This window comes from Bacillus sp. TH25 (genome assembly GCF_016650935.1).
Classification (GTDB): Bacteria; Bacillota; Bacilli; order Bacillales; family Bacillaceae_G; genus Bacillus_A; species Bacillus_A mycoides.
Genome location: NZ_JAEKEU010000024.1, coordinates 1 through 24,834, shown reverse-complemented (window position 1 = coordinate 24,834; position 24,834 = coordinate 1). Strand labels below are relative to the sequence as shown.

The following is a 24,834-nucleotide window of genomic DNA, read 5'->3' as shown; positions in this document are numbered from 1 at the left end:
GAAATAAAAAGTAATTGGAGCTAACATATTCATACTAAAGTTGTAGTTTTTACACGAAAAATCCACCCTTCGGTTTGATTTTATCTATTTATAATTGTAATACAATAAGAATAGATAATAAGAAACAAGGGGGAATGTAAAGTGATTACACATATATCAGATATAAAACTACAAACAGTTTCTATAGAAGGAGTAAAACAAGTATACGGAGATATATTATCTTTTCCAATAAAAAAAGAAACAGCATCATTTATTCAATTTGAAGTAACACCATACACAACAATTAGCTTTCAAGAAGTGTATGAACCAATTGCACCTGCGCATTTCGCCTTTGAGATTCCATATTCAAAATTTCATGAAACAGTAAGATGGCTTGAAGGCTCTGGATTACTCATTGTGAAATGGAAAGATGGTCATACAATTGATGAGGAAAACGGTCGATTCAATTTATACTTTAAAGATGGTGATGGAAATCTTCTCGAAATTATCGCACATAGTTATGTTAAAGAAGAGCCTGACAATGTTGCTCACCGCCAGTTTCCTTAGTGAAAACTACAGAAGTGATGGAGGCTGCATTACATAGCTCCATTTCGATTTGTGATAATCGGCTAATTGGAACGTACTGATCGTCTTCACCAGCCAGGAGCAATACTTCTTGATTTATGAACTGACCGATTCCTGCCATCGTATGCTTTTCAAAATTTTTAAGTAAGTTGAATGGCGTCTTTTCACCTGTATTTTCCATACCCTTTTTAATTTTCCAGTTCAGGTCGATGCTGGTGGCCATCATTTGTTTAAACATGGTATTAATTTTGTCAGCTTCATTAGTAGCCAGAAGCGTGGTCAATTTATTCCAGATATTATCCGGCATGCGCATTTTAAGTGCATCAAGGCCACTATAAAAAATATTAAAGGCGATGACTTTGTCGATTCGTTTTTCAAAAGCGGCGGCACGCATTGCCAAGTAGCCGCCCCAAGAAGCTCCGAGAATACTAACACGGTCAAGTTTGAAATAGTCAATGACTGTGGAAACGGGCTTCTCCCAGTTGTGGATGAATTTTAAGCCGTTTTTCAGTGCTGTTCCTTGTCCAGGTCCATCCAAAACTATAATATTATAATTGATTCCTATGAGGTAGTTCATCATCTTCATCATTTCCTCCATGTAGGAATCGTAGCCTCCAAAGAAAAGTAGTGTATTACATGCGCCTGGTGTCATGAATTTGATCGCAGGAAGATAGGAATCTTCATAAGGAATTTGATAGGTTTCATACTCAAAGTCATGAAAGCTCTTATAAAAGGTTTCACGGTATTTTTGGTACACTTTTTCTTTTTTTTGATCGGATGGCTCCATATAAAACTCGGCAGCTTGATAATAAACCGAAGCTAGATCAAAGTCTTTATGGTGCTCCCGCATCACTGCATATTCTATCCAGGTGTTATACCAGCTGTCCGTGTCTGTAAGTCTTGGGATGATGGCTTGTAAATCCTGATTTGCCCGCTCATCGTCTTGATAGAAATCGTTGAAAAAACGGTTGATTTGCAAATTGAACTGTTCGTTGTTTACATACTGTTTAAACATAAAATCCCTCCTTATATTTGACTACAAGGTAAGGATAAGCGAAGTATATTAAAGAAACAACAAGCAGGGAAGGATAAGAAGTACGAAATCGAACCATAAGGATATAAACGGTTCGATAAGCAACTTTGGGAAGGAGATTGATTAATAATGGGGGAGGATGTTCGCGTTTATAAAACGAAGAAAAATATTTCTAATACACTTATTACCCTCTTGAACGAAAAAGAATTTGGTCGAATTACAACTAAAGATATTTGCATACACGCTTTGGTGAGCAAGTCCACATTTTACAGCCATTTTGCAGATAAATATGATCTTTTGGAAAAAATAGTGCAATATTATGTCTGCTGGTTCAAGGAAGAAATTGAATTGCGTTTCGCATCGATAGAGAATGGAAATGTGGCTCAAGTTATCAATATGATAACCGATAAGGTCTCAGCGCGAAAAACAGAGGTTGCAACTTTACTCCATGTACGTGTTCCCTCATCGGATTTACGCTTAGAATTAGAATCCATTTTATATAATGCTTGCTATTCCTATTTAGAAGAACACCATGCTGAAGTAAGCATGCCGATTGACTTTGTAGCTCAGCTGTATACAGCAAACGCAATGGTGTCAATTAATTGGTCGCTGAGCAACGATAAAAATCCAGATGTGGTTAAACTAATCGATAATATGCAGAGATTTGTTTTTGATCTGATTTTGTCAGATGGTGGGAGAATGTAATAAATCATGAAACTTGCTTAATAATGTAGTTATCGTGTGGGGTGTGGTTGTAAAAAACTAAGTAATCGATATTTGGATTTTTTGTGAATCTTTATTGGTTTTTTATAAACTCTTTACTACATAATGTTACAAAATAGAATTAATTTGCTTAATTTAGCACCATATCAGGTTAATAAATAAACTAAATGTGTTTATGTTATTGAACTATTAATATATTAGTAGGTGATTTGTTCGTTTATCCCTATATTGCTATTATATTAGCGTAAACAATATATTGGGGGGACAAGTATGAATTTGAAATTAACATCTAAGTTAGAAAGATTAAGAAAAAGTAAAAAAGGAATTGGTGCTTGTGTTTTAGCTACAGGGGTGACGGCAATTACAATGATTCCTCAAAGTGCATATGCACATGGGTTTGTTGAAAAGCCGAGTAGTCGTGCTGCTTTATGTAGTCAGAATTATGGAGCATTAAATTTAAATTGTGGAAATGTAATGTACGAACCTCAAAGTCTAGAAGCACCTAAAGGATTCCCAGATGGTGGACCGATTGATGGGAAAATTGCTTCGGCAGGAGGATTGTTTGGAGGGATTCTTGACCAACAAACATCAAATCGCTGGTTCAAAAACACAATAAAGGGGGGAGCAAATACATTTACATGGAAATACACAGCGGCACATTCTACAAGTAAATGGTATTATTACATTACAAAAAAGGGATGGGATCCTAATAAACCATTAACACGTGCTGAATTAGAACCAATTGGAACTGTGAACCATGACGGTTCGGCAGCATCAAATAATTTAACACATACAATTAATGTACCAACTGATCGCAATGGTTATCATGTTATTTTAGCTGTATGGGATGTAGCAGATACGTCAAATGCGTTTTATAACGTAATTGATGTAAATTTAGTAAATAATGAAACTCCCGACACAGTAGCTCCAAGTCAACCAACGGGATTAAATGCGTCTAAATTTTCTGCCAATAGTATTGAACTAACATGGAAGGCCTCTACTGATAATATAGGCGTAAAAGAATATCAAGTGTTACGTAATGGAGAAGTAATTGGTACGGTACCAGGTACAACTTTTACTGATAAAAAACTAAAAGCAAATACGGAATATACCTATACAATAAAGGCATTAGACGCTGCTGGAAACATATCAAAAGAAAGTGAAAAACTAAAGGCTAAGACAACAAATGAAATTCCAGATAAAGAGGCTCCGACTCAACCAAAAGGATTACATAGTATGGGTACAACAGCGACAACTGTTGATTTGATGTGGAGTCCGTCTGAAGATAATGTAGGTGTTGACCATTATATTGTATATAGAGAAAGCGCTGGGGTTATGAATAAAATTGGGGCAGCTGATAATACATCCTTTATGGATAAAGATTTGAAGGCTAATACATCGTATAAGTATGTAGTGACGGCGGTTGACTTAGCTGGAAATGAATCTAGTAGAAGTAATGTTTTAGCTGTAACAACAAAGCTAGAGGACTCTACTTATGAAAAATGGGATGCAAGAAAAGCATACAATAAAGGTGATAAAGTAGTACATGAGGGAAAAGTGTATGAAGCGGTTCAAAGTTATCAAGGGAACGGCGATCCAAATTGGATTTTTGCACTATCGCTTTGGAAGCCAGTTTTAAATAAATGATAAGTGGAAAAGGGTAGTTATCACTTATTCTATGTGCAATACCGGAACAGGGGTGCAATTTTTAATCTCCATCCCAATACATACGAAATGAAATCATTAAAGAATCCCAATGGTATTCCATCAAAAAGGAATTCCATTGGGATTTTTTATTTTCTAATTTGTAATAGCGTATATTTTCACTGTAAATTTGCTAGTCGCACCAATGGGACTTGCAATATAATATTTAGTATTCGTGTAAGCTTCAGTCCTAGATCCATGTGAAATATTTTTCCAACGAATAGAATCTGTACCTAGGGAAACATCAATCATTACATTGAAAGAAATAGTAGAAGGATGATCTTTTTCTGAAGGCTCAATAATCCATTTTAATTCCTTGGTACCTACAGGTAAACTATCAATTTTAAAGTTTTGACTGGATCGGTTTTTTTGTCCGGATAAAGGACTAGATTCGGATGAAATCTGCGAAATTAATATTTCTTTTTCATTCGAATGTATACCATTTAATTTAATGATACTATCAATTAAACCTGGTCCAGGAAAATCAGCTGCAATGATACCAGTATGTTTCATTCCACCTTGTTGTAAGAACTCAGTTCCAAGTGTATTCATTCCACCATAAAATACTTGACCATTTATATCACGAGGGAAATCTTCCCACGCATTAGTTGTAGCTTTTTGAATCATCTTGGGGTTACTATCAGTATTTCTGCTCTCTTTACCACTTGCAACAAACCAAGGATAAACATTATTTAATAATGCAGCAGCACCACCTGTGCCACTAAAATGGTTAAGATAGATTTTATCATTGTTAAAATTATTATTTGCATTTTGAAGGTGGGTTTTCACCGCATTCCATTTTTCATACATTCCGTCTGGTCCGTTTTCAATTTCAAATGTATCTTGTATATTTAAGCTATCGTAATTAATACCATATTGCTGAGAGGCTGTAAAGTTTTGTAAGATTACAATTTTCCCTCGGATGTCTCCTAGAGTAGGATTATTTCTTTTTGAAGTTGGTACAGAACTCGGATCCCAAAAATAGGAAGAATTAAGGTCTTTGTATTTATTAAGTATTTCCTCGAATGATAGTGAGCCACTTTCAGGAGTAGTTTCTTCTTTTAAGCGCATTAAAATTGTTTCTGTAGGATGATCTTTTAAAAATTGAATTGCCTCTTTTAATACATCTTCAAACATTGCTTTTTGATTTACAATCCCATGGTACATTGCAAAAGAATCTTTTACACGTTTAACACGCATATCTACATATCGAATTCCGGAATTTAATTGTTGTGGTAGACCCATAGTTTGATTTCTTGTCAAATTTTCATCAAGAAAACTTGCTCCATGTAAAGCCATTGTACCGTGAGTCCCTGGAATAGATATTTCACTCAATTTTGTTGAATCTGCTACTTTCGACATCCATGCTGGGTTTTGATAGCCTATATTGGATTCATAGGAATAACCTGGATGACTATCAGCAAAAATAGTAGATGGTGTACTTAAACTTGCTAGTGTGAAACAAGTAAGGATACTAATTTTAAAAAAATTCCTCATTTTTATTTTGTTCATTTTATCTCTCCTGACTTTTAAACAATAGATATAATAAAACAAGATGATTTTTTACTACATCTATTGTTTTCATTCTTAAAGTAATGAATTTTTGTGTTTGAAAAAAGCAAAATAGGGTAGGAAGTTATTTGAGATTTTAATAGTTTGTTGTAATAAATTGTATTTAATAGTCAAACGGATTCTTAAAGAATTGAAGCATAGATAGGTAAAAAACAAATTTTCCGCTGTACTGTATACAAACAAAACAGAAGCCTTAAAAAAGACTTCTATTTTGTGACATATAATGAATGATAAGCTGGTTAACAAATCAAGATAATGTGACTGAGTGGTAAAAATCTATTAATAGCTGTTTCAGAATTTCTTATAACAAGGCTACTTAGGAAAAGTGGATCTCTACAATGCTAATAAAAATTTAAAAATTCTATTCATTAAAACTTAAACTAACTACAGTTGCGATAGATTGGGCTGCATGTTCCCAGCTGCCATCTATAACTTTCCCAATCTGCTGACCAAGTGCATTTAAATCATTTGGATTAACTGGAATCCCATTATACGCAGCAAGAATTGATAAAAGTGGAGCAGCAAATGGTGTCCAACCACCTCTATCAATATTAAATACAGGCTTATCTATTACCTTTCCATCTTGCACTGTAAACTCATAATAAAATTGATCATCTGGACGAAAACTTAAATGATGAGAAATTTGTCCCTTAACATATGTTTTACCGCCACCTAAATTTACTACTTCAATTGGTTTTACATTAAATTCATGCTCAAATACTTTAATTTTTTTAACTTCTGGACCATTTAAGGCAGCGTTAACCGCTGTTTCCAAATTATTTTGTGCGAATGGTTGAATACTCATTTGTGCCTCTTTTTGTTGGATAGGAGCCTCTTTTTCTGCAGCAAACACCGATGTAGTCGGTAGTGCACCTGTAGCTAATGTAGCTGCAAGTGCTGTCGTCATCATGATTTTTCTTTTCATCTTCATAGTTTTCTTCCTCCCTTAAAGTTATGATATATAATTTTTTAAAGACTGACATGGGGCAATATTTTATTTCATAATGCACGCAAAAACTAGGTTAAGAATTATGTCAGAAAATCAAAATTAATTATATATTCATTTACAATGATATCTATCTACACATGTTTTTTCAATTTTCTAACAAATGGTACAATAATAACTTTTCATAAGGTAATTTATTGTTTCAATTCTCTCTATGCACGTTTTAAACAAATTAAAATCGGAGTGGTAATAATATATTTGCAAGCAAATGTCGTATATAATTCGAGAAAAGTACACAATTTTTTTATAAAAAACTATAGGAATTATCGTTATATCGTTATCAAACTAAGTAAGATAAATAATAATATGATGAAGAGCTTCCAGTGATTCGCTATAAATTCACTGAAAAATGAGCATGACATCATACACTCATGCACGACAACTAGGATATCAAAGCTCCACTTTATAGCGAATGAGCTAATACGAATGAGATTGAAAAATTTTATTAGTGGCGTATAAAACTATAAAAAACACTACAAATCAATTAAATAATATCAGTTATTCTGAATGCGAAGGGCACGTAATATTTATTGTGAACTGTAGTACTGATCAAGATTTTAGGAGGAAATATGAACAAGAAGACTAAAAGAATCATATTAATTATTGGTATATTAGTAGGCATTAGTATCTTTTTATATTTACAAAACAATTTAATAAGTATAACTGAGGTTAAAATAACCTCTAGTAAAATTCCCTCTTCTTTTAAAGGATATAAAATACTACAAATTTCAGATTTACATAATAAAAAATTTGGTGATAATCAGGACGTATTAATCAAAAAAGTGAAAAATTCGAATCCTGACATCATTGTTATTACTGGTGATTTAATAGATAGTAAATCGTACGATGCAGAAATTAGTCTGCAAGTAATACGAGAACTTGTAAAAGAGTATCCTATATATTTTGTGACAGGAAATCATGAAAAGTGGTCGGGAAAATATAACAGTTTAGAGAAAGAATTGAAGAAACACCATGTTACTGTTTTAAGAAATGAACATGTAAGCATTCGAAAAGGTGAGCAAGAAATAAACTTGCTAGGTATTGATGATCCGGAATTTGTTATTGGAAACCGTACTGAAGGAGATATTGTAAAGGATGAAATTATAAAAGCGAAAATTGAAATGCAGCCAGATAGATATAATGTATTATTATCCCATAGGCCTGAATTTATTGAGGAGTATGCTGACGAGCAAATAGATTTAGTTTTGTCAGGGCATGCTCATGGTGGGCAAGTTAGGTTACCGTTTATTGGAGGATTAGTTGCTCCAAATCAAGGTGTTTTACCTAAATATACAGCAGGCCTATATGAAAAACAAAATACGTCTATGATAGTTAGTAGAGGATTAGGCAATAGTATCATTCCGCAAAGAATTTTTAATAGACCTGAGATTGTAGTCGTGCAGTTAAATTAATCTGTACGGCTTTTTTGTTCAGGGGAATAATTTAAAGGTAGTTTTTTTCAGTACAAGTTTCCATTACAATTTTGTTAAAATTTTTCAACGTTACATAAAGTAACAAAATTTGACCTATTGAGTTTGTTATAGTGTAAATAATCAAAAAACTTAAAAATTAGTCGAGTTAAAGTAGTTATTATTAAACGATATTAAAAATATAAAGGGGTGTACAAATGCATAAAGAATTTGAAATTGAAGAATATACGGCGATCGAGGAACAAATTCATTATTATAGTACGTCTTTATTAGTAAGTCATCCTGAGCAAATTGTAAAGTATTTAGAACAACGGCTGGAAAAGTATGCAGAAACGTTACAATATGCACATTTATATCCGGAAACGGTTATATTACCAATACAGCAAATAGTGATCGAATATTCTTTAGATGTTGCTAGAATTAGAAGGTATTTAAATTTAAAAACATAACTAAAATCGAATAATTTACAATGAAACAGAGTCGACTTTAAGAAAAAACATTCTAATGTCGACTCTGTTTCATTGCTTGAGTAAATAACAGAAAAAATATTTATTTTGAAAAGTTTGACATATAATAACTTGAGAGTAAAATAAAAGTGAGTACTCACTCATTTTAAAGAAAAGGGGGATTTTTAGTGCAACAATCTTCAATTATTTTACGAGATGTATCAAAAAAATTTGGAAAAAAAGAAGTTTTGCATAACCTGTCGTTGCAAATAGAAAAAGCAGAAATTTTTGGATTGGTTGGACCTTCCGGATCAGGGAAAACAACACTCATTAAAATGATTGCAGGTATTAATGAGTCAACTACAGGGGATGTAATTGTTTTTAATACAAACATGCCTAATCTAAATGAAATGAAAAGAATTGGTTATATGGCTCAGGCTGATGCATTATACGAAGAACTATCGGCATATGAAAATGCAGATTTTATTGCAACGATGTATGGGTTAAAAGGTAAGCGTAAGAAAGAGAGAATTGAAGAAGTTTTTGAACTTGTACAATTATCAGAGCATATGAAAAAGCAAGTACAGCACTTTTCAGGTGGAATGAAAAAGCGTTTATCATTAGCGATAGCACTCCTTCATGAGCCAGAAATATTAATTTTAGATGAGCCAACAGTTGGGATAGATCCTCTTCTTCGAAAATCGATTTGGGAGAAGTTTTATGATCTTAAAAAGAAAGGCACTACTATTATTGTAACAACGCACATTATGGATGAAGCTGAGTTTTGCGAACGTCTAGGGCTAATTAGAGAAGGGAATTTAGTTGCGATTGGGACACCGGAGGAATTGAAAAAACAAACGTCATCCGGACGAATTGAAGATGTCTTTATGTTAGAAGGAGTGATTGAATCATGAGAGTTAATGGTGTAGTTATCCGTATCATTCGTCAATTTTTTCGAGATAAGCGTTCTTTAGCAATGATGTTTGGGGCACCAATGTTATTACTTTGGTTATTGTCGCTAGTATTTACACAAAAAGACTATATACCGAATATTTCTGTAGTCGATGTGCCTGCTCCTATAGTAAAAGCAATGAAAAATCAAGAAGCATCAATTTATGAATATAGTAAAGACAAAGCAATTTCGGAGTTAGAAAAGCAAAAGGTAGATGCAGTAATTCATTTAGAAAATGGAAAAATGAATCTTCTATTAGAAGGCAGTGATTCATCAAAAAACCGTGCGGTACTTCAAGTATTGCAAAAGAGTACAGAGAAGAATAATGTATCAATGATGAAGCCTGAAGTGGATTATTTACATGGCTCTAAAGACATTACGATGTTTGATGGGCTTGGTCCTGTATTAATTGGTTTCTTTACATTTTTCTTTGTATTTATATTGTCCGGAGTATCTTTTGTAAGAGAACGTTTAAGTGGTACATTAGAGAGATTATTGTCCACACCAGTGAGAAGATGGGAAATAGTTGTAGGATATATTATTGGTTTTGGAATCTTTGCATTTATACAATCTATTATAATTGTAAGTTTTTCAGTTTATATTTTAGATTTATATGTAGCTGGCTCAATATGGCTAACGCTACTTATAACATGTATGCTTTCTTTAACTGCACTAACATTAGGCACATTTTTATCGGCATACGCAAATAATGAATTTCAAATGATTCAATTTATACCGCTTGTTATCGTGCCACAAGTATTCTTTTCTGGGTTGTTTCCAATGGAATCCATGAATACATGGTTACAAATGTTAGGTAAATTATTTCCACTCACATATGGTGCTGACGCTATGAGACAAGTAATGATTCGGAATCAAGGCTTTACAGAGATTGCATTAGATCTTACCGTATTACTACTTTTTTCACTATTATTTGCAGTAGGAAATGTATTTGCATTAAAGAAACATCGCAAAATATAATGATGATAAAAAGGAGCACAATAAATGAAGAAGGATTGGCTGGAAGAATTAGTTGCCGCAACGAATACTGATAAACGTAATGAACGTCAAATGCGTATATTAGAGGCAGCTGTTGATATGTTTGGAGAAAAAGGGTACGCCTCAACTTCAACGAGTGAAATTGCAAAGCGAGCTGGTGTAGCGGAAGGAACAATCTTCCGCTACTATAAAACGAAAAAAGATTTATTGTTTGCAGTCGTGATGCCGACCTTAACAAAGTTTGCTGCACCATTTTTCGTACAAGCCTTTGCAAAAGAAATATTTAAAACAGAGTATGAATCGTATGAAGTGCTTTTAAGAGTAATAATTCAAAATAGATTTGAATTTGCTAAAAAGCACTTTCCAATGATAAAAATATTAATTCAAGAAGTACCATTTCAGCCGGAACTAAAAAGTGAAATACAACAATTAATAGAAACAGAACTGCTTGTACATTTTAAAAAGCTGATTGCAAAGTTTCAAGAAGAAGGAGAAATTATTGAACTTCCACCATCTTCCGTATTACGTCTTACTTTATCAGCTGTATTAGGGTTACTCTTAACTAGGTTTTTATTATTGCCGGAAGAGAAATGGGACGATGAAGTGGAAATTGAAAATACGATTCAATTTATATTGTATGGACTAACGCCACGGAGGTAATGTGATGCGACAATTTGCTAAACCGATAATTGTTGTAAGTAAATGTTTAGAATTTGATGCCTGTCGTTATAACGGAGAGGTCATTCCAGATATAACAATTCGAAACTTAAAGCCATTTGTTACATTTATACCTGTATGTCCTGAAGTAGAAATAGGTTTAGGGACTCCTCGTGAAACGATACGTATTGTAGAAAAAAATGGTGCGAATATGCTTGTACAACCGTCAACACGAGAAAATGTAACTGAAAAAATGGAGCAATTTTCAAATGCGTTTTTACAAACATTACCTGAAGTTGACGGTTTTATTTTGAAGAATCGTTCGCCAAGTTGCGGAACTCGTGATGTGAAAATCTATTCTAGTTTTGAAAAAGGACCAGTAAAAGGAAAAGGAACTGGATTATTTGGCGGAGCAGTAATAAAAAATTTTTCGCATCTTCCAATTGAAGAAGAAGGTAGATTGTCGAATTTTATTATTAGAGAGCATTTCTTTACAAGATTGTTTACAATCGCGCATTACAAAATGATTAAACATACTAAAAACATAAAAGAACTTGTAGCGTTTCAATCAGATTATAAGTATTTATTTATGGCATATAATCAGGTGAAACAAAAAGAATTAGGGCGTATTATTGCAAATCAAAAAAATGAAACAATTGAAGTCGTATTTGATAACTATGAGAAGACTTTATATGAATTATTTATGCGCGCGCCTCGCTATACATCGAATGTAAATGTATGTGAGCACATTTTTGGATATTTTAAAACAAAGCTAAAAAAACAAGAAAAAGCTCATTTTTTAGAGCTGTTGCAGAAGTATTCTGAAAAGAAAATCCCACTTAGTAGTTTACTTGTAATTTTAAAAACATGGGCCATTCGATTTGATGAAAAGTATTTATTAAGACAAACATATTTCGAACCATATCCTGAAGCTTTAGTAGAAATTTCTGATTCGGGAAAAGGTAGAGATTATTAAGCAATAAATTACATAATTCGACACAAAACCTCCTATGTTGTTGTAGAACAATGTAGGAATTTTTTTGTGCATTGGTACAGAATCTGTTTTAAAATTAAGTTATGACAGAATTATAGCAATTGTCTAACTAATATTCGTGTCTTTTAAGAAGTAATGTTTGTAGTAGAAACTCGCACGCTGTCGAAACTCAATATTCGATAAGGGGTGTGTAGCGGAATGGAATTTACTCTAACTCGCGAAAAACAAATGATTAAAGAAATGGTACGTGACTTTGCTGAAAAGGAAATCGCACCGAAAGCTGTGTATTATGACAAAACTGCAGAGTTTCCATATGAAACATTTCAAAAAATGGGCGAACTAGGATTATTAGGTATCCCATTCCCAGAAGAGTATGGAGGTTCAGGTGGCGATACAGTATCGTACGCGTTAGCAGTTGAAGAAATTGGCCGTGCTTGTGGTGGTACTGGTTTAAGCTATGCTGCAACAATTTCATTAGGTGCTTCTCCAATTTATTATTTCGGTACAGAAGAACAAAAACAAAAATATTTAGTTCCAATGGCGTCAGGAAAAACATTAGGTGCTTTCGGATTAACAGAGCCAAACGCTGGATCTGATGCAGGGGGCACACAAACGAAAGCGATATTAGATGGCGATGAATATGTTATTAGTGGCGAAAAGTGTTGGATCACAAATGCAGAGTATGCAAATACAATTATTGTAACCGCTATCAACGGTTTTGAAGACAATGGTAAAAAACGTATTTCTGCATTTATCGTACCGACTACTAGTGAAGGATTAACGATTTCAAGCCCTTACGATAAGATGGGTGTTCGTGCTTCTAATACTTGTGAAATCGTACTTGATGGTGTACGTGTACCGAAAGAAAATATTCTTGGGGATGTAAATAAAGGGTTTAAACAATTCTTATATACACTTGATGGAGGACGTATTTCAATTGCAGCATTAGCAGTAGGTATTGCACAATCTGCATTTGAACGTGCATTGCAATATGCGAAAGAACGTCAACAATTTGGAAAACCGATTTCTAATTTCCAAGCGATTCAATTTAAATTGGCTGATATGGCGACTGAAGTAGAATTAGCGCGTAATTTAGTACATAAAGCAGCTTGGTTAAAAGATAACGATAAACCTTTCGGTAAAGAAGCGGCTATGGCAAAGTTGTTTGCATCTGAAGCTGCAAGTCGTATAGCAAATCATGCAGTACAAATTCATGGTGGATATGGCTATATGCGTGAATATGAAGTTGAACGATATATTCGTGATGCAAAACTTTTAGAAATTGGTGAAGGAACTTCTGAAATTCAACGTCTCGTAATTGCAAGACATTTAGGATGTAGATAAAAAGGAGGAGTCACTATGTTTCAAAAAATATTAATTGCTAATCGCGGGGAAATCGCAGTTCGCATTATGAAAACTTGTCAAAAACTTGGCATTCGTACCGTTGCTATTTATTCTGAGGCTGATGAAAATGCCCTTCATGTAAAATTGGCAAATGAAGCTTACTTAGTAGGCGGTCCACGTGTCCAAGAAAGCTATTTAAACCTTGAAAAAATTATTGAAATAGCTAAGAAGACAAATGCTGAAGCAATCCATCCGGGGTACGGATTATTATCAGAGAATCCATCTTTTCCGATTCGCTGTAAAGAAGAAGGAATCGTATTTATCGGTCCTTCAGAAGAAATCATTACTAAGATGGGAAGTAAAATTGAGTCACGTATAGCGATGCAAGCAGCAGATGTGCCAGTAGTTCCAGGCATTACTACAAATATTGAAACTGCTGAAGAAGCAATTGAAATTGCGAAACAAATTGGTTATCCATTAATGCTTAAGGCATCCGCGGGCGGCGGAGGCATTGGAATGCAGTTGATGGAAACTGAGCAAACGCTCACCAAAGCATTTGAAAGTAATAAAACAAGAGCGCAAAATTTCTTTGGTAACGGAGAAATGTATTTAGAGCGCTATATAGCAGATGCACATCATATTGAAATTCAACTTTTAGCAGATACACATGGTAACACAGTGTATTTATGGGAACGCGAATGTTCAGTGCAGCGCCGAAATCAAAAAGTAATTGAAGAAGCACCTTCACCATTTTTAGATGAAGGTACACGAAAAGCTATGGGAGAAGTTGCTGTACAAGCTGCTAAAGCTCTTGGTTATACAAATGCTGGTACAGTTGAGTTTCTTGTAGATGATCAAAAGAACTTTTATTTCTTAGAAATGAATACGAGATTACAAGTAGAACATCCAGTTACAGAAGAAATTACTGGGTTAGACCTAGTTGAACAACAACTACTTATCGCATATGGTGAGAAGCTATCATTTACACAAGATGATGTAAAACGTAGTGGTCATGCCATCGAGGCTCGTATTTATGCAGAAGATCCGAAAACTTTTTTCCCATCACCTGGGAAAATTACAGATTTAACGTTACCGACAAATATACGTATTGATCACTTTTTGGAGAATCAAGTAACGATTACACCTTTCTATGATCCAATGATTGCGAAAGTAATCGCTCATGGCGAAACTCGTGAAGAAGCGATTTCAAAATTACAGGCTGCGCTGCAAGAGTTAAAAGTAGAAGGTATTAAAACGAATACACCAATGCTACTACAAGTATTGGAAGATGATGTGTTCAAAAGTGGTATTTATACAACGGGTTTCGTATCGAAACAACTTGTTAAAAAATAAGATTTATGAATATTAAGGGGGAAAAAATGATGACGAAAGTATATGCATCGATGGCAGGAAATGTTTGGAAGATTGTTGTAGGAGTAGGAGACACAGTAGAGGAAGAGCAGGATGTCGTCATTTTGGAATCTATGAAAATGGAAATTCCAATCGTTTCAGAAGAAGCCGGAACTGTTATGAAAATTAACGTACAAGAAGGCGATTTTGTAAATGAAGGAGATGTATTACTAGAAATTGAATAGGGAGATATAGGGGGAAGCGAATTGAAACTACCTAATTTTGCTGTCATTAAAGAAGTCGGGCCGCGTGATGGCTTACAGAATGAAAAAAAGATTGTTGGCACAAAAGATAAAGTAAAATGGATTCAACTACTTACAGAAGCGGGATTGTCGTACGTTGAAGTTTCCTCATTCGTTCACCCTAAATGGGTTCCTGCATTAGCAGATGCAAGTGATGTATTTTCTGAGCTAAAAAGGGATCCAAATGTTACATATGCAGCGCTTGTTCCAAATCAAAATGGTTTGGAACGAGCTTTTTTGCAAAATGTAGATGAGGTGAATGTTTTTTTATCAGCAAGTGAATCTCATAATAAAAGTAATATTAATAAATCAATTAAAGAAGCATTAGCTGTAATTGAAGATATAACAAAACAAGCAACATTCGAAGGGAAAAAGGTAAGGGGCTATGTTTCTACTGTATTTGGATGTCCTTATGAAGGAGATATAAGTGCCACAGCAGTTGACGAAATATGTAATCAACTATTTTCATACGGCATTTATGAAGTTTCTCTCGGTGACACGATTGGTGTAGCGAATCCGTTACAAGTAGAACAAGTCTTAGAACATCTATTAAAGAAGTATGATGCTTCGCAGTTTGCAATGCATTTTCATAATACGTATGGAATGGCTCTGGCGAATGTAGTTAAGTCTTTAGAATATGGTATTACAACGTTTGATAGTTCTTGTGGTGGACTCGGAGGATGTCCTTATGCACCAGGAGCATCGGGTAATGTTGCTACTGATGACTTAGTGCATATGCTCCATAAGTTGGGAGTCCAAACTAATATTGATGAAGAAAAGTTATTGAGAGCTAGTCAGTTTATTCAAAGTAAGTTAAATATCCAATTACCGAGTCATGTGTATAGAGCGCTTCAACATAAAACGATAAGTAGGTGAGAAGATGCTACAATTACAAAACATTTCAGTTGACTATGTTACACCGCACGTTGTAAAGATTTCGTTAAATCGTGAAAGACAAGCAAATTCATTATCTTTGGCATTATTAGAAGAATTACAAACTATATTAACTCAAATAAACGAAGAATCAAATACGCGCGTTGTTATTTTAACAGGGGATGGCGAAAAAGCATTTTGCGCTGGTGCTGATCTAAAAGAGCGTGCCAACATGAGTGAAGAACAAGTTCGCCATGCTGTGGGTATGATTCGTTCTACTATGGAGATGGTTGAACAATTGCCACAACCAGTTATTGCTGCTATTAACGGAATCGCACTTGGTGGAGGTACTGAATTAAGCTTAGCTTGTGATTTTAGAATTGCTTCTGACACTGCAAGTCTAGGTCTCACTGAAACTTCCCTTGCAATTATACCTGGGGCGGGTGGTACTCAGCGCTTACCTAGATTAATTGGAGTTGGTAGAGCGAAAGAATTAATTTATACAGGAAGACGTATTTCGGCGCAAGAAGCGAAAGAGTATGGTTTAGTAGAATTCGTAGTACCAGCTGATTTACTAGAAGAAAAAGCAATTGAAATTGCAGATCGAATTGCTAATAATGGTCCAATTGCCGTTCGATTAGCAAAAGAAGCAATTTCAAATGGAATTCAAGTAGATTTACATACCGGCTTACAAATGGAAAAACAGGCGTATGAGGGCGTAATCCATACGAAAGATAGATTAGAAGGATTACAGGCATTCAAGGAAAAACGCAAACCAATGTATAAGGGGGAGTAAATATGTTAGATCAAAAACAACAATCTAATTCATTTGAAGAACGAGTTGAAACAATTAAGCAAGGCGGGGCACCGAAATATCATGAACAAAACAAAGCAAAAGGAAAACTTTTTGTTCGAGATCGTTTAGCTCTTTTATTCGATAATGGTGAATATGTGGAAGATGCATTATTTGCAAATTGTGAACAAACCGGGTTACCAGCTGACGGCGTTGTAACTGCAACTGGTAAAATACATGGTCGCACTGCGTGCGTAATGGCAAATGATTCAACTGTTAAGGCTGGATCATGGGGAGCACGTACAGTGGAAAAGATTTTACGTATTCAAGAAACGGCTGAGAAATTACGTGTACCGTTATTTTATTTAGTTGACTCTGCTGGGGCACGTATTACAGATCAAGTTGAAATGTTCCCTGGACGCCGCGGTGCAGGAAGGATCTTTTATAACCAAGTGAAATTATCTGGTAAAGTGCCACAAATTTGTTTATTATTTGGACCTTCAGCGGCTGGTGGTGCGTATATTCCAGCATTTTGTGACGTTGTTATGATGGTTGAAGGAAATGCTTCTATGTATTTAGGGTCTCCGCGTATGGCTGAAATGGTTATCGGTGAGAAGGTAACTTTAGAAGAAATGGGCGGAGCACGTATGCATTGCTCAGTATCAGGATGCGGAGATGTTTTATGTAAAACAGAAGAAGATGCAATTACGCAAGCAAGACAATATATTTCTTATTTTCCAAGTAACTATTTAGAAAAGACTCCTTTGATTACACCTCAAGAACCGAAACAGTTCGATAAAACGTTAGAAGAAATCATTCCAGAAAATCAAAATGCTCCTTTCAATATGAAAGATCTCATTAACAGAATTATTGATGAAAGTTCTTTCTTTGAAGTGAAAAAATTATTTGCTCAAGAGTTAATTACAGGTTTAGCGCGTATTGATGGTAAGCCAATTGGCATTATTGCAAATCAGCCGCGTATGAAGGGCGGCGTTTTATTCCACGATTCAGCTGATAAAGCAGCGAAGTTTATAAATTTATGCGATGCATACCATATCCCATTATTATTCCTTGCAGATGTACCTGGATTTATGATTGGTACAAAAGTAGAACGTGCCGGAATTATTCGTCACGGTGCAAAAATGATCTCTGCAATGAGTGAAGCAACTGTACCGAAAATTTCTATCGTCGTTCGAAAAGCATATGGAGCTGGCTTATATGCAATGGCAGGTCCAGCGTTTGAACCAGATTGCTGCTTAGCATTACCAACAGCTTCTATTGCGGTAATGGGTCCAGAAGCAGCGGTTAATGCTGTATATGCAAATAAGATTGCAGCTTTACCAGAAGAAGAGCGTGCAAGCTTTATTGCTGAAAAACGAGAAGAGTATAAGAAAGATATTGATATTTACCGTTTAGCATCAGAGATGGTGATTGATGGTATTGTTCATCCAAATAATTTACGTGAAGAGTTAAAAGGACGATTCGAAATGTATATGAGCAAATATCAAGTATTCACGGATCGTAAACATCCTGTATATCCAGTTTAAAAGCCCTATTTAGGGCTTTCTTGCTCAAAAAGTCAAGGAGGGGAAAGCATTGAAACAAGCAGTTTGGTTTCCAACAGAAGAGTATAAAGAAAAAACGCGATTATTTAGTTGGATGAAATCATTAGGTTATGAAGATTACGAAGCTTTTTATAATAAGTCAATTGAAGAAACAGCTTGGTTTTGGGGAGAAGCTGAGAAAGCAGTTGGCTATCAGTGGATGGAACCATATACAGAAGTGTTAGATTTAGAAAATGGTACACCGTTTGCACAGTGGTATACTGGGGGCACTTGTAACGTTGTAGAATCTGCTTTATCTCGATGGCTTGCAGACGATAAAATGAAAACACAAACAGCACTTATGTATGAAGGGGAAAATGGAACTTCGAAATCATTTACATATGAAGAGCTTGACAGCTGGGTAAGCCGTGTTGCCAACGGTTTGAAACATGCCGGTATTGAAAAAGGTGATCGTGTAACAATTTACATGCCAATGATTCCTGAAACAGTTGTTGCTATGTTAGCAGTAATGAAAATTGGAGCGATTATTTCACCAATATTCTCAGGTTTTGCTGCTGATGCAGTAATGACGCGTGTACAAGCAGCGGGTTCAAAAATGATTATTACCGCAGATGGCTTTTCACGCCGTGGGAAAATTGTTTCTTTAAAAGATGAAGTAGATAAAGCTTGTGAACATTGTCCAACTGTTGAAAAAGTTGTAATTGTTCGTCATGCAGGAAATGATTTTACACCGCATAATTACGATTTTTCATGGAGTACGTTAGAAAAAGAAAAACCATTCATACATGCTGAAGAAATGCATAGTGATGATCCTTTAATGCTCATTTATACATCAGGAACGACTGGTAAGCCGAAAGGAACAGTACACACACATGCTGGTTTCCCGCTAAAATCTGCATTTGATGCAGGGTTTGGAATGAATATAAAACAAGGCGACCGCGTATTATGGGTAACTGATATGGGCTGGATGATGGGACCATTTTTATTATTCGGCTCTTTAATTAATGGAGCAACGATGGTTATGTACGAGGGTGTCCCAGACTTTCCAGAAGCAGACCGCTTATGGGAGACAGTCGATAAATATGAGATTACACATCTCGGTATTTCACCAACATTAATCCGTGCTTTAATGGCAAAAGGTGATGAATATGTAAATAAACACTCGTTAAAGAGTTTAGAAGTATTCGCATCAACAGGAGAACCTTGGAATCCAGACCCATGGATGTGGTTATTTAATACAGTTGGTAAAGGTAAAGTACCAATTTGTAACTATTCAGGTGGAACTGAAATTTCAGGTGGGATTTTCGGGAATGTCCTAATTAAGCCGATCGCACCGATTAGTTTTAACGCATCTTTACCAGGAATGGCAGCGGTTGTACTCGATGACAAAGGTAAGCCAATCCGAGATGAAGTTGGAGAGTTATGCTTAGAGAAACCTTGGGTTGGAATGACGAAAAGTTTCTGGGAAGACGATGAGCGTTATGTAAACACTTACTGGTCACGTTTTGAAAATAAGTGGGTTCATGGGGATTGGGTTATTTATGATGGTGAACAATATATCATTACAGGTCGTTCAGATGATACGTTAAACATTGCTGGGAAACGTATTGGGCCTGCTGAATATGAATCTATTCTTGTGAAACATAATGATGTAATAGAAGCAGCGGCAATTGGTGTACCGGATGATGTAAAAGGCGAAGTTTGTCATTGTTTTGTTGTATTACAAGATGGTGTAATATTCTCTGGAGAGTTAAAGAAAGAATTAATGAGTTTAGTAAATTCTCATATCGGAAAAGCATTATGTCCAAAAGATATTCATGTTGTAGAAGATTTACCAAAAACACGTAATTCTAAAGTAATGCGACGTGTTATTAAAGCAGCTTACTTAGGAAAAGAGTTAGGGGATTTATCATCACTAGTAAATCCTGAAGTAGTACCCTTTATTCAAGGACTACAGTCTAGCAAACTATAAAATTACGAATGAGCTCTATGTAAATAGAGCTCATTTTTAATGTTTACAAAAAGATAAGAGAGAAAAAGTAAATTTGGAGTTAAAAAATCTACTATTAGTGTTAAGTATGTTTGTTTTTAGTTTTTATCAAAATAGGATACTGTGGCTGTCTATTCAATGGAGTGATTGAATTTTGTTAAGAATGAAAATTTAGTGAAGAAAAAAGTAATGAATAAAAGGAGAAATCCCTGGGGGACAGGGATTCAATAAGGGAGATATCATTGTCGTTCAATGTCGAAATTTGGCGTATTCGACAAATTAATATTATCACGAATTTTCAGGAGATTGTGATAGTGAATGTGTCAAAAATGTGTACTTATTTCATATTAAAGTATTATTTAGATAGGAAAAGGGGGGGAATTACGTTTACTCGTTCTTAAGATTTGCCCCCTTAAAATTTACTATTTGTTCGTTGTTCTATATACGTCTTAATTTGGTAAATCTTCAACATGTAAAGATTGAGTACTGTCCTTTTTGTTTGAATTATGTGCCTCCTGAGATGTTTCTTGCAGTTGTTCTTGGGCCTTACTAGGAGTATTCAGCGCATCTAATGACACAGGATCAAGTTGTTGACTTAATAAATCTTTTTTATCCATGTTATGTAGCTCCTTTTTGAACTTAGATATAAAAACGAAGTGCTTTTAAATAGTTACGTGGGTATTATGTATCTTTGAATGGAATTATATACACAAACTATATTGAGAATTTAACTAATTATAAAAATTACTTGTGATGACAAGCTTAAGAAATATAAAGATCATTAGTCCTTAATAAAAGCGTTATTTTAGTAGGGTGCAGATTAAATAGGACCTGTTGTACGGAACAAGTCCTTTCAAAAAGGACAACAGATAATGAATGGGGGTTACTTGAACATTTCTATTAGTGGTAACTAGATCCCATTCGTTGGATGCTACGAAATATCATTTGAAAGGAACATCCCAATGATAAGATGAGCACTGTAAATCTGTGCTCATCTTATCAGAAATTGCTTAGTCCTTAAAAATAAAACCGTTACGGACAATTCACAATGGTAATAGTGACGTTTGCCATTGTTCCAGGAGAATCAAGAAGTGAAGCAGTAACGGTTACTGTTCCAGGCCCATTAGCGGCTAGAAATACAGCGGTAAAGTTACCTGAAGCATTGGTAATGACAGCAAGAGGAACCATGAAAGCAAGAGAAGGGTTACTAAATGAAAAACTGACTACTACTCCTGGAGTAGGACTACCGTTTACTAATACTTGACCCGAAAAAAATAAAGTATTATTTCCTTGAGTGGATACACATGCTGTGGTTTCGTTAGAAGTCAAGGTAATAGATGCAGGCCCAGCAGGAAGATTAAATCCAGTTGGTCCGGTTGGTCCAGTTGGTCCGGTTGGTCCGGTTGGTCCGGTTGGTCCGGTTGGTCCGGTTGGTCCAGTTGGTCCGGTTGGTCCAGTTGGTCCGGTTGGTCCGGTTGGTCCAGTTGGTCCGGTTGGTCCGGTTGGTCCGGTTGGTCCGGTTGGTCCGGTTGGTCCAGTTGGTCCGGTTGGTCCGGTTGATCCAGTTGGTCCAGTAGAACCGGTTGATCCAGTAGAACCAGTAGGACCGGTAGGGAATTGAAAAGGTGGAACAGGTGGAAGTGTAGGTCCAATAGAACCCGGATTAAGTGCAGCAAAAGATAAAAACTCGTCCATTATATATCACCTCTAAAAATCGTATTACTAATAGTAAATGTAATGATAGAGCAAAGTGAAATGGACAAGTGGCTGTATTTTAATAAATTAAACAAAATAGTTATTTGATAGAAAGAGAGATTAGTATGATTACTTTAGAAATTAAATATAAAAAGGAGATTATCTTCATATCGCCTTTTGGATAATGCAGTGTAATTTTATTCAGTTATTTGAAATATAGTTTCATTCGGTTTGGAAAATCCATACAGTTTCCTTGCGAATTTTAAAACTTCTTCTTCACTACCTGTTAAAACTTTAACATCATTTTTAAGGGTATGACCATCCTTCTTTAAAGAAGATAATTTTTGTTGCTCCGTATTAACCGTGATTTGTTTTTCTTTAATCATTTCTTGCTGGTTATTAAGAGAATATTGAAGGACAAAAATTATAGGTAATATAAAAGCTAAAGTAGTTATAATACGGCGTCTTATTTTTTTATTATTACCTTGTTTGGTGTTAGCGTTCACTTGCTGTGAGGGTATCTTAGGATTTGATTGTTGTGATGATATTTTTTGGATGTTTCCCATTAAAATGCCTCCATTACTGATTGTAGAATTTAAACTGTTTAAAAGTATTATAAATGTTCAATAGGAATTTTAGAAGATAGTTTAATATAGGTGAGTTTTGTAAAGTTTAAACAAAATCCTTATTTAAATAAAAGGAACCCCGATTGTCAGCGGGGCTCCTAAGGGTAATCGTCAAGTAATGACGTACTCGACTAGTTAACGATATCATGAATTTTTTGGTAAATATACTGGTAAATGCGCCCAAATTAATGAGAGCATTATTTGAAACAAAAACGCTATTTTAATAGGGAGGGGAATAATGATGATTCCATGGGACAAGCGAGTATACCTTGTATCAAGGTGATCATTTTATTACAGAGGGGACAATTTTAGAGGTTAGTGAAAAGGCGAATAAATCATTATATTGGCTTTGGTGCATGTTAGCTCCAAGCTATGAAAAAGTGTGCGGTAATAGTACAAAGCGACTTCGGTTGATTCGGATAGATGATGATGAAGAATGATATAAAAATTTTATTTTGTAGAGAAATGAGGTGATTAAGGATGGGCATAGAATATGCCATGTTTGTATTAAAAAAGAGCAGAATTTAGCCTATATATAAAGATGTTGGAATTGTTCTAAAGGGGGAATATCTGAAATATAAATAATTGAGGGGAGTGAACTAATAATGGAAACTAGTACTTTTTTAGGATTGTTTTGGGGATGGATAACGGTTATCGTATCGGGAATACTTTTCGTACGTCCATCGGTACTACGTGAATTGAAAAAATTAGTGGTTGAAGACAGAGGATTTGGTATTATGTATGGTTTTCTATCGATTTTCCTAGGGTTAGGTAGTGTAATCCTACATAATGTATGGGTATTCAACTGGCAGGGGTTCCTAACGGTTATTGCATGGCTTGCATTATTAAAGGGAATCTACATAATTGCATATCCTGAACCCTCCAAGAAAACAGACTTTGAATTAAGGGTACTATCTACACGCATAGCGCTCGCTATCATTGGCGCCTTGGCTTTATGGATGCTTATAGTAATCTATATAAAATAATCCTTTTTCAGCTATAAAGAGAGTTCAAAGATTTTGTGTGAAATCTCATTCGAAAAAGTATAGAAAACTTGTAGAAGCTAGAACTAATCGTCTTAATAAAAAAAGAGGCGTTTGAGAAAGAGGTTGTCTAAATTTCAAATTCAGCAGAATGAAAATTCAAGTTCCCTCATTTAGCGGGCCTCTAATTGTTAGAGGCCTGCTTTTATAATTAATAAAGAAAAGAATGTTTATTGACGTTGAAAGCACATATATACTAATAATGCTACATATTTGGAGTGTTTGAATTGACGGTTTATACAGTAGTGTATGTGTTTGTTTTTTCCTTTCTATGTGTTTGCCTCGTACACTTTTAAGCTAGTGGACATACTTTACTAATAGAAAGGATTAGGGGGTGAGGTTTTGGGATCTCGATTTAACAATTGTAAAAAGAAATGTACATGTAAACAGGATGATTGTTGGGAGATATTCGAAGAATGTAAAAGGGAAAAGCATGAGAAATGTGATAATTCTTGTGTACAAGGAATTAGAGATGAGCTTAAGAAATTAATTAATCAAACAGTTCAAATTAACACAGAGGGACGTACTTATGTAGGTACGGTGTCGTCTGTAAGTTGTGATGTTGTTAAGCTTGCAGCTATTCCTGGATCAGTTGGAGTAATTATCTCCATTTGTAAAATTGAAGCAATTTTCCCTCCTGTTACAACGGTTACTGCTGAGTTTGATTTTAATGATGTTGACGTAGCAAACAAAGCTTAATAATACTGTTTTTTGTAAAGTCATTCTTATGAATGGCTTTATTTTAATTTGTTATAAAAGGAGAATATATTCTTTATATAGAATTAAGTTTGAGGTTATAAATAATGATGTACGAAAGGAGAATGAGAGTGATTAGACTAGAGCACTTTAAAAGAACGGATTTTAAGCAATTAATAAATTGGGTTAATTCCGAACAATTTTTAATACAGTGGTCAGGAAATGCATTTACATATCCTTTAAATGAACAACAATTAGAGAAATATATAGAAAGTGCAAATACACTCGCTTTCAAAGTAATAGATGAAAAGACTAAAGAAGTAATCGGTCATATTTCACTTGGGCAAATGGACAATATAAATAAGTCTGCGAGAATTGGAAAAGTGTTAGTTGGTAATACGAAAATGAGAGGGCGTTCAATAGGAAGACATATGATGAAAGCAGTACTTCATATTGCGTTTGAAGAATTAAAACTACATA

The 24,834-nt window shown here is 34.9% G+C and carries 26 protein-coding genes and 2 pseudogenes; 22 read left to right on the top strand and 6 right to left on the bottom strand.

Going from position 1 to position 24,834, the window contains the following annotated elements:
• Positions 1-141: 141 nt before the first annotated feature.
• Positions 142-513: pseudogene (locus JFT89_RS14035) on the top strand (VOC family protein); the annotation flags it as partial.
• Here JFT89_RS14035 and JFT89_RS14030 read toward each other — a convergent pair.
• On the bottom strand, positions 503-1,579 hold the full coding sequence (locus JFT89_RS14030) for an alpha/beta hydrolase (protein ID WP_201040247.1): 1,077 nt from the start codon (positions 1,577-1,579) through the stop codon (positions 503-505). The pseudogene JFT89_RS14035 and the gene JFT89_RS14030 sit on opposite strands and share 11 nt — an antisense overlap.
• A 147-nt stretch (positions 1,580-1,726) precedes the next feature.
• On the opposite strand from JFT89_RS14030, the gene JFT89_RS14025 reads away from it, so the two are divergent.
• Together JFT89_RS14025 and JFT89_RS14020 are read left to right on the top strand one after the other, a co-directional pair.
• Positions 1,727-2,302, top strand: a complete 576-nt coding sequence (locus tag JFT89_RS14025) for a TetR/AcrR family transcriptional regulator (RefSeq protein WP_201040246.1) — start codon at positions 1,727-1,729, stop codon at positions 2,300-2,302.
• A 288-nt stretch (positions 2,303-2,590) separates the two neighbouring features.
• Positions 2,591-3,967: a lytic polysaccharide monooxygenase gene (locus tag JFT89_RS14020; RefSeq protein WP_201040245.1), complete on the top strand. Its 1,377-nt coding sequence runs from the start codon at positions 2,591-2,593 to the stop codon at positions 3,965-3,967.
• Between the two features lie 153 nt (positions 3,968-4,120).
• Here JFT89_RS14020 and JFT89_RS14015 read toward each other — a convergent pair whose 3' ends face one another.
• Positions 4,121-5,536, bottom strand: coding sequence for a phosphatidylinositol-specific phospholipase C (locus tag JFT89_RS14015; RefSeq protein ID WP_201040244.1), 1,416 nt, complete (start codon positions 5,534-5,536; stop codon positions 4,121-4,123).
• Between the two features lie 421 nt (positions 5,537-5,957).
• Positions 5,958-6,527, bottom strand: a complete 570-nt coding sequence (locus tag JFT89_RS14010) for a hypothetical protein (protein WP_002147836.1) — start codon at positions 6,525-6,527, stop codon at positions 5,958-5,960.
• A gap of 644 nt (positions 6,528-7,171) precedes the next feature.
• Here JFT89_RS14010 and JFT89_RS14005 point away from each other — a divergent pair.
• The 13 genes from JFT89_RS14005 (at position 7,172) to JFT89_RS13945 (ending at position 20,276) form a co-directional block, all read left to right on the top strand.
• Positions 7,172-8,014 (top strand): metallophosphoesterase, encoded by an 843-nt coding sequence (locus JFT89_RS14005; protein WP_002065513.1) that lies wholly within the window; start codon positions 7,172-7,174, stop codon positions 8,012-8,014.
• A gap of 215 nt (positions 8,015-8,229) precedes the next feature.
• Positions 8,230-8,481 (top strand): hypothetical protein, encoded by a 252-nt coding sequence (locus JFT89_RS14000; RefSeq protein ID WP_002065514.1) that lies wholly within the window; start codon positions 8,230-8,232, stop codon positions 8,479-8,481.
• A gap of 185 nt (positions 8,482-8,666) precedes the next feature.
• Complete coding sequence (locus JFT89_RS13995; RefSeq protein ID WP_002065516.1) at positions 8,667-9,392, top strand: ABC transporter ATP-binding protein; 726 nt, start codon at positions 8,667-8,669, stop codon at positions 9,390-9,392.
• The gene (locus JFT89_RS13990) at positions 9,389-10,408 is read left to right on the top strand and encodes an ABC transporter permease (protein WP_016095361.1); all 1,020 of its coding nucleotides are present in this window, start codon (positions 9,389-9,391) and stop codon (positions 10,406-10,408) included. Before JFT89_RS13995 ends, JFT89_RS13990 begins: the two co-directional genes overlap by 4 nt.
• Before the next feature lie 24 nt (positions 10,409-10,432).
• Positions 10,433-11,086 (top strand): TetR/AcrR family transcriptional regulator, encoded by a 654-nt coding sequence (locus tag JFT89_RS13985; protein WP_002065518.1) that lies wholly within the window; start codon positions 10,433-10,435, stop codon positions 11,084-11,086.
• A gap of 4 nt (positions 11,087-11,090) precedes the next feature.
• Entirely contained in the window at positions 11,091-12,059 is a 969-nt protein-coding gene (locus JFT89_RS13980) for a YbgA family protein (RefSeq protein ID WP_201040243.1), read from the top strand.
• Between the two features lie 216 nt (positions 12,060-12,275).
• The gene (locus tag JFT89_RS13975) at positions 12,276-13,421 is read left to right on the top strand and encodes an acyl-CoA dehydrogenase (RefSeq protein WP_002065520.1); all 1,146 of its coding nucleotides are present in this window, start codon (positions 12,276-12,278) and stop codon (positions 13,419-13,421) included.
• Positions 13,422-13,436: 15 nt separating this feature from the next.
• Positions 13,437-14,774 (top strand): acetyl-CoA carboxylase biotin carboxylase subunit, encoded by a 1,338-nt coding sequence (locus JFT89_RS13970; protein WP_002065521.1) that lies wholly within the window; start codon positions 13,437-13,439, stop codon positions 14,772-14,774.
• A 26-nt stretch (positions 14,775-14,800) separates the two neighbouring features.
• The gene (locus tag JFT89_RS13965; protein ID WP_001985297.1) at positions 14,801-15,016 is read left to right on the top strand and encodes an acetyl-CoA carboxylase biotin carboxyl carrier protein subunit; all 216 of its coding nucleotides are present in this window, start codon (positions 14,801-14,803) and stop codon (positions 15,014-15,016) included.
• A gap of 21 nt (positions 15,017-15,037) precedes the next feature.
• A complete protein-coding gene (gene mvaB / locus JFT89_RS13960; RefSeq protein WP_002017011.1) occupies positions 15,038-15,949 on the top strand; it encodes a hydroxymethylglutaryl-CoA lyase in 912 nt (303 codons plus the stop codon).
• A gap of 4 nt (positions 15,950-15,953) precedes the next feature.
• Entirely contained in the window at positions 15,954-16,742 is a 789-nt protein-coding gene (locus tag JFT89_RS13955; protein ID WP_002065524.1) for an enoyl-CoA hydratase, read from the top strand.
• 2 nt (positions 16,743-16,744) lie between these two features.
• Positions 16,745-18,286 carry an acyl-CoA carboxylase subunit beta gene (locus JFT89_RS13950; protein ID WP_113936466.1) on the top strand — a complete coding sequence of 514 codons (1,542 nt, stop codon included), beginning with the start codon at positions 16,745-16,747 and terminating at the stop codon, positions 18,284-18,286.
• Between the two features lie 49 nt (positions 18,287-18,335).
• Complete coding sequence (locus tag JFT89_RS13945; RefSeq protein WP_201040242.1) at positions 18,336-20,276, top strand: AMP-binding protein; 1,941 nt, start codon at positions 18,336-18,338, stop codon at positions 20,274-20,276.
• A 467-nt stretch (positions 20,277-20,743) separates the two neighbouring features.
• Here the strand turns inward: JFT89_RS13945 and JFT89_RS13940 are convergent, their stop codons facing one another.
• On the bottom strand, positions 20,744-20,911 hold the full coding sequence (locus JFT89_RS13940; RefSeq protein ID WP_002065527.1) for a hypothetical protein: 168 nt from the start codon (positions 20,909-20,911) through the stop codon (positions 20,744-20,746).
• 431 nt (positions 20,912-21,342) lie between these two features.
• Here JFT89_RS13940 and JFT89_RS30290 point away from each other — a divergent pair, with 431 nt between their 5' ends.
• Together JFT89_RS30290 and JFT89_RS30505 are read left to right on the top strand one after the other, a co-directional pair.
• Positions 21,343-21,558 (top strand): hypothetical protein, encoded by a 216-nt coding sequence (locus JFT89_RS30290; RefSeq protein WP_000237377.1) that lies wholly within the window; start codon positions 21,343-21,345, stop codon positions 21,556-21,558.
• A 45-nt stretch (positions 21,559-21,603) separates the two neighbouring features.
• Positions 21,604-21,915: a hypothetical protein gene (locus tag JFT89_RS30505; RefSeq protein ID WP_274606664.1), complete on the top strand. Its 312-nt coding sequence runs from the start codon at positions 21,604-21,606 to the stop codon at positions 21,913-21,915.
• A gap of 17 nt (positions 21,916-21,932) precedes the next feature.
• Here the strand turns inward: JFT89_RS30505 and JFT89_RS30770 are convergent.
• Together JFT89_RS30770 and JFT89_RS13930 are read right to left on the bottom strand one after the other, a co-directional pair.
• A pseudogene (locus tag JFT89_RS30770) lies at positions 21,933-21,989 on the bottom strand (exosporium leader peptide-containing protein); the annotation flags it as partial.
• Between the two features lie 197 nt (positions 21,990-22,186).
• A complete protein-coding gene (locus JFT89_RS13930; RefSeq protein WP_016095367.1) occupies positions 22,187-22,555 on the bottom strand; it encodes an FtsB family cell division protein in 369 nt (122 codons plus the stop codon).
• A 329-nt stretch (positions 22,556-22,884) separates the two neighbouring features.
• On the opposite strand from JFT89_RS13930, the gene JFT89_RS13925 reads away from it, so the two are divergent.
• From JFT89_RS13925 to JFT89_RS13910, 4 genes are all read left to right on the top strand, one after another.
• Complete coding sequence (locus JFT89_RS13925) at positions 22,885-23,055, top strand: hypothetical protein (RefSeq protein ID WP_002065532.1); 171 nt, start codon at positions 22,885-22,887, stop codon at positions 23,053-23,055.
• A 165-nt stretch (positions 23,056-23,220) separates the two neighbouring features.
• The gene (locus tag JFT89_RS13920; RefSeq protein ID WP_002127497.1) at positions 23,221-23,601 is read left to right on the top strand and encodes a hypothetical protein; all 381 of its coding nucleotides are present in this window, start codon (positions 23,221-23,223) and stop codon (positions 23,599-23,601) included.
• A 399-nt stretch (positions 23,602-24,000) separates the two neighbouring features.
• Positions 24,001-24,357 carry a hypothetical protein gene (locus JFT89_RS13915; protein ID WP_201040240.1) on the top strand — a complete coding sequence of 119 codons (357 nt, stop codon included), beginning with the start codon at positions 24,001-24,003 and terminating at the stop codon, positions 24,355-24,357.
• Positions 24,358-24,461: 104 nt separating this feature from the next.
• A partial coding sequence (locus tag JFT89_RS13910; protein ID WP_201040239.1) for a GNAT family N-acetyltransferase occupies positions 24,462-24,834 on the top strand: 373 nt, incomplete at its 3' end.

Bases quoted from the DNA above. Each gene is read 5' to 3' on its own strand.
- JFT89_RS13940 (WP_002065527.1), bottom strand. From the start codon at position 20,911: ATGGATAAAAAAGATTTATTAAGTCAACAACTTGATCCTGTGTCATTA.
- JFT89_RS13920 (WP_002127497.1), top strand. From the start codon at position 23,221: ATGGAAACTAGTACTTTTTTAGGATTGTTTTGGGGATGGATAACGGTT.
- JFT89_RS14015 (WP_201040244.1), bottom strand. From the start codon at position 5,536: ATGAACAAAATAAAAATGAGGAATTTTTTTAAAATTAGTATCCTTACT.
- JFT89_RS13930 (WP_016095367.1), bottom strand. From the start codon at position 22,555: ATGGGAAACATCCAAAAAATATCATCACAACAATCAAATCCTAAGATA.
- JFT89_RS30290 (WP_000237377.1), top strand. From the start codon at position 21,343: ATGGTAATAGTGACGTTTGCCATTGTTCCAGGAGAATCAAGAAGTGAA.
- JFT89_RS14020 (WP_201040245.1), top strand. From the start codon at position 2,591: ATGAATTTGAAATTAACATCTAAGTTAGAAAGATTAAGAAAAAGTAAA.
- JFT89_RS13975 (WP_002065520.1), top strand. From the start codon at position 12,276: ATGGAATTTACTCTAACTCGCGAAAAACAAATGATTAAAGAAATGGTA.
- JFT89_RS13985 (WP_002065518.1), top strand. From the start codon at position 10,433: ATGAAGAAGGATTGGCTGGAAGAATTAGTTGCCGCAACGAATACTGAT.
- JFT89_RS14010 (WP_002147836.1), bottom strand. From the start codon at position 6,527: ATGAAGATGAAAAGAAAAATCATGATGACGACAGCACTTGCAGCTACA.
- JFT89_RS13980 (WP_201040243.1), top strand. From the start codon at position 11,091: ATGCGACAATTTGCTAAACCGATAATTGTTGTAAGTAAATGTTTAGAA.
- JFT89_RS13965 (WP_001985297.1), top strand. From the start codon at position 14,801: ATGATGACGAAAGTATATGCATCGATGGCAGGAAATGTTTGGAAGATT.
- JFT89_RS14005 (WP_002065513.1), top strand. From the start codon at position 7,172: ATGAACAAGAAGACTAAAAGAATCATATTAATTATTGGTATATTAGTA.
- JFT89_RS13990 (WP_016095361.1), top strand. From the start codon at position 9,389: ATGAGAGTTAATGGTGTAGTTATCCGTATCATTCGTCAATTTTTTCGA.
- JFT89_RS13950 (WP_113936466.1), top strand. From the start codon at position 16,745: ATGTTAGATCAAAAACAACAATCTAATTCATTTGAAGAACGAGTTGAA.
- JFT89_RS14030 (WP_201040247.1), bottom strand. From the start codon at position 1,579: ATGTTTAAACAGTATGTAAACAACGAACAGTTCAATTTGCAAATCAAC.
- JFT89_RS13970 (WP_002065521.1), top strand. From the start codon at position 13,437: ATGTTTCAAAAAATATTAATTGCTAATCGCGGGGAAATCGCAGTTCGC.
- JFT89_RS14000 (WP_002065514.1), top strand. From the start codon at position 8,230: ATGCATAAAGAATTTGAAATTGAAGAATATACGGCGATCGAGGAACAA.
- JFT89_RS14025 (WP_201040246.1), top strand. From the start codon at position 1,727: ATGGGGGAGGATGTTCGCGTTTATAAAACGAAGAAAAATATTTCTAAT.
- JFT89_RS13955 (WP_002065524.1), top strand. From the start codon at position 15,954: ATGCTACAATTACAAAACATTTCAGTTGACTATGTTACACCGCACGTT.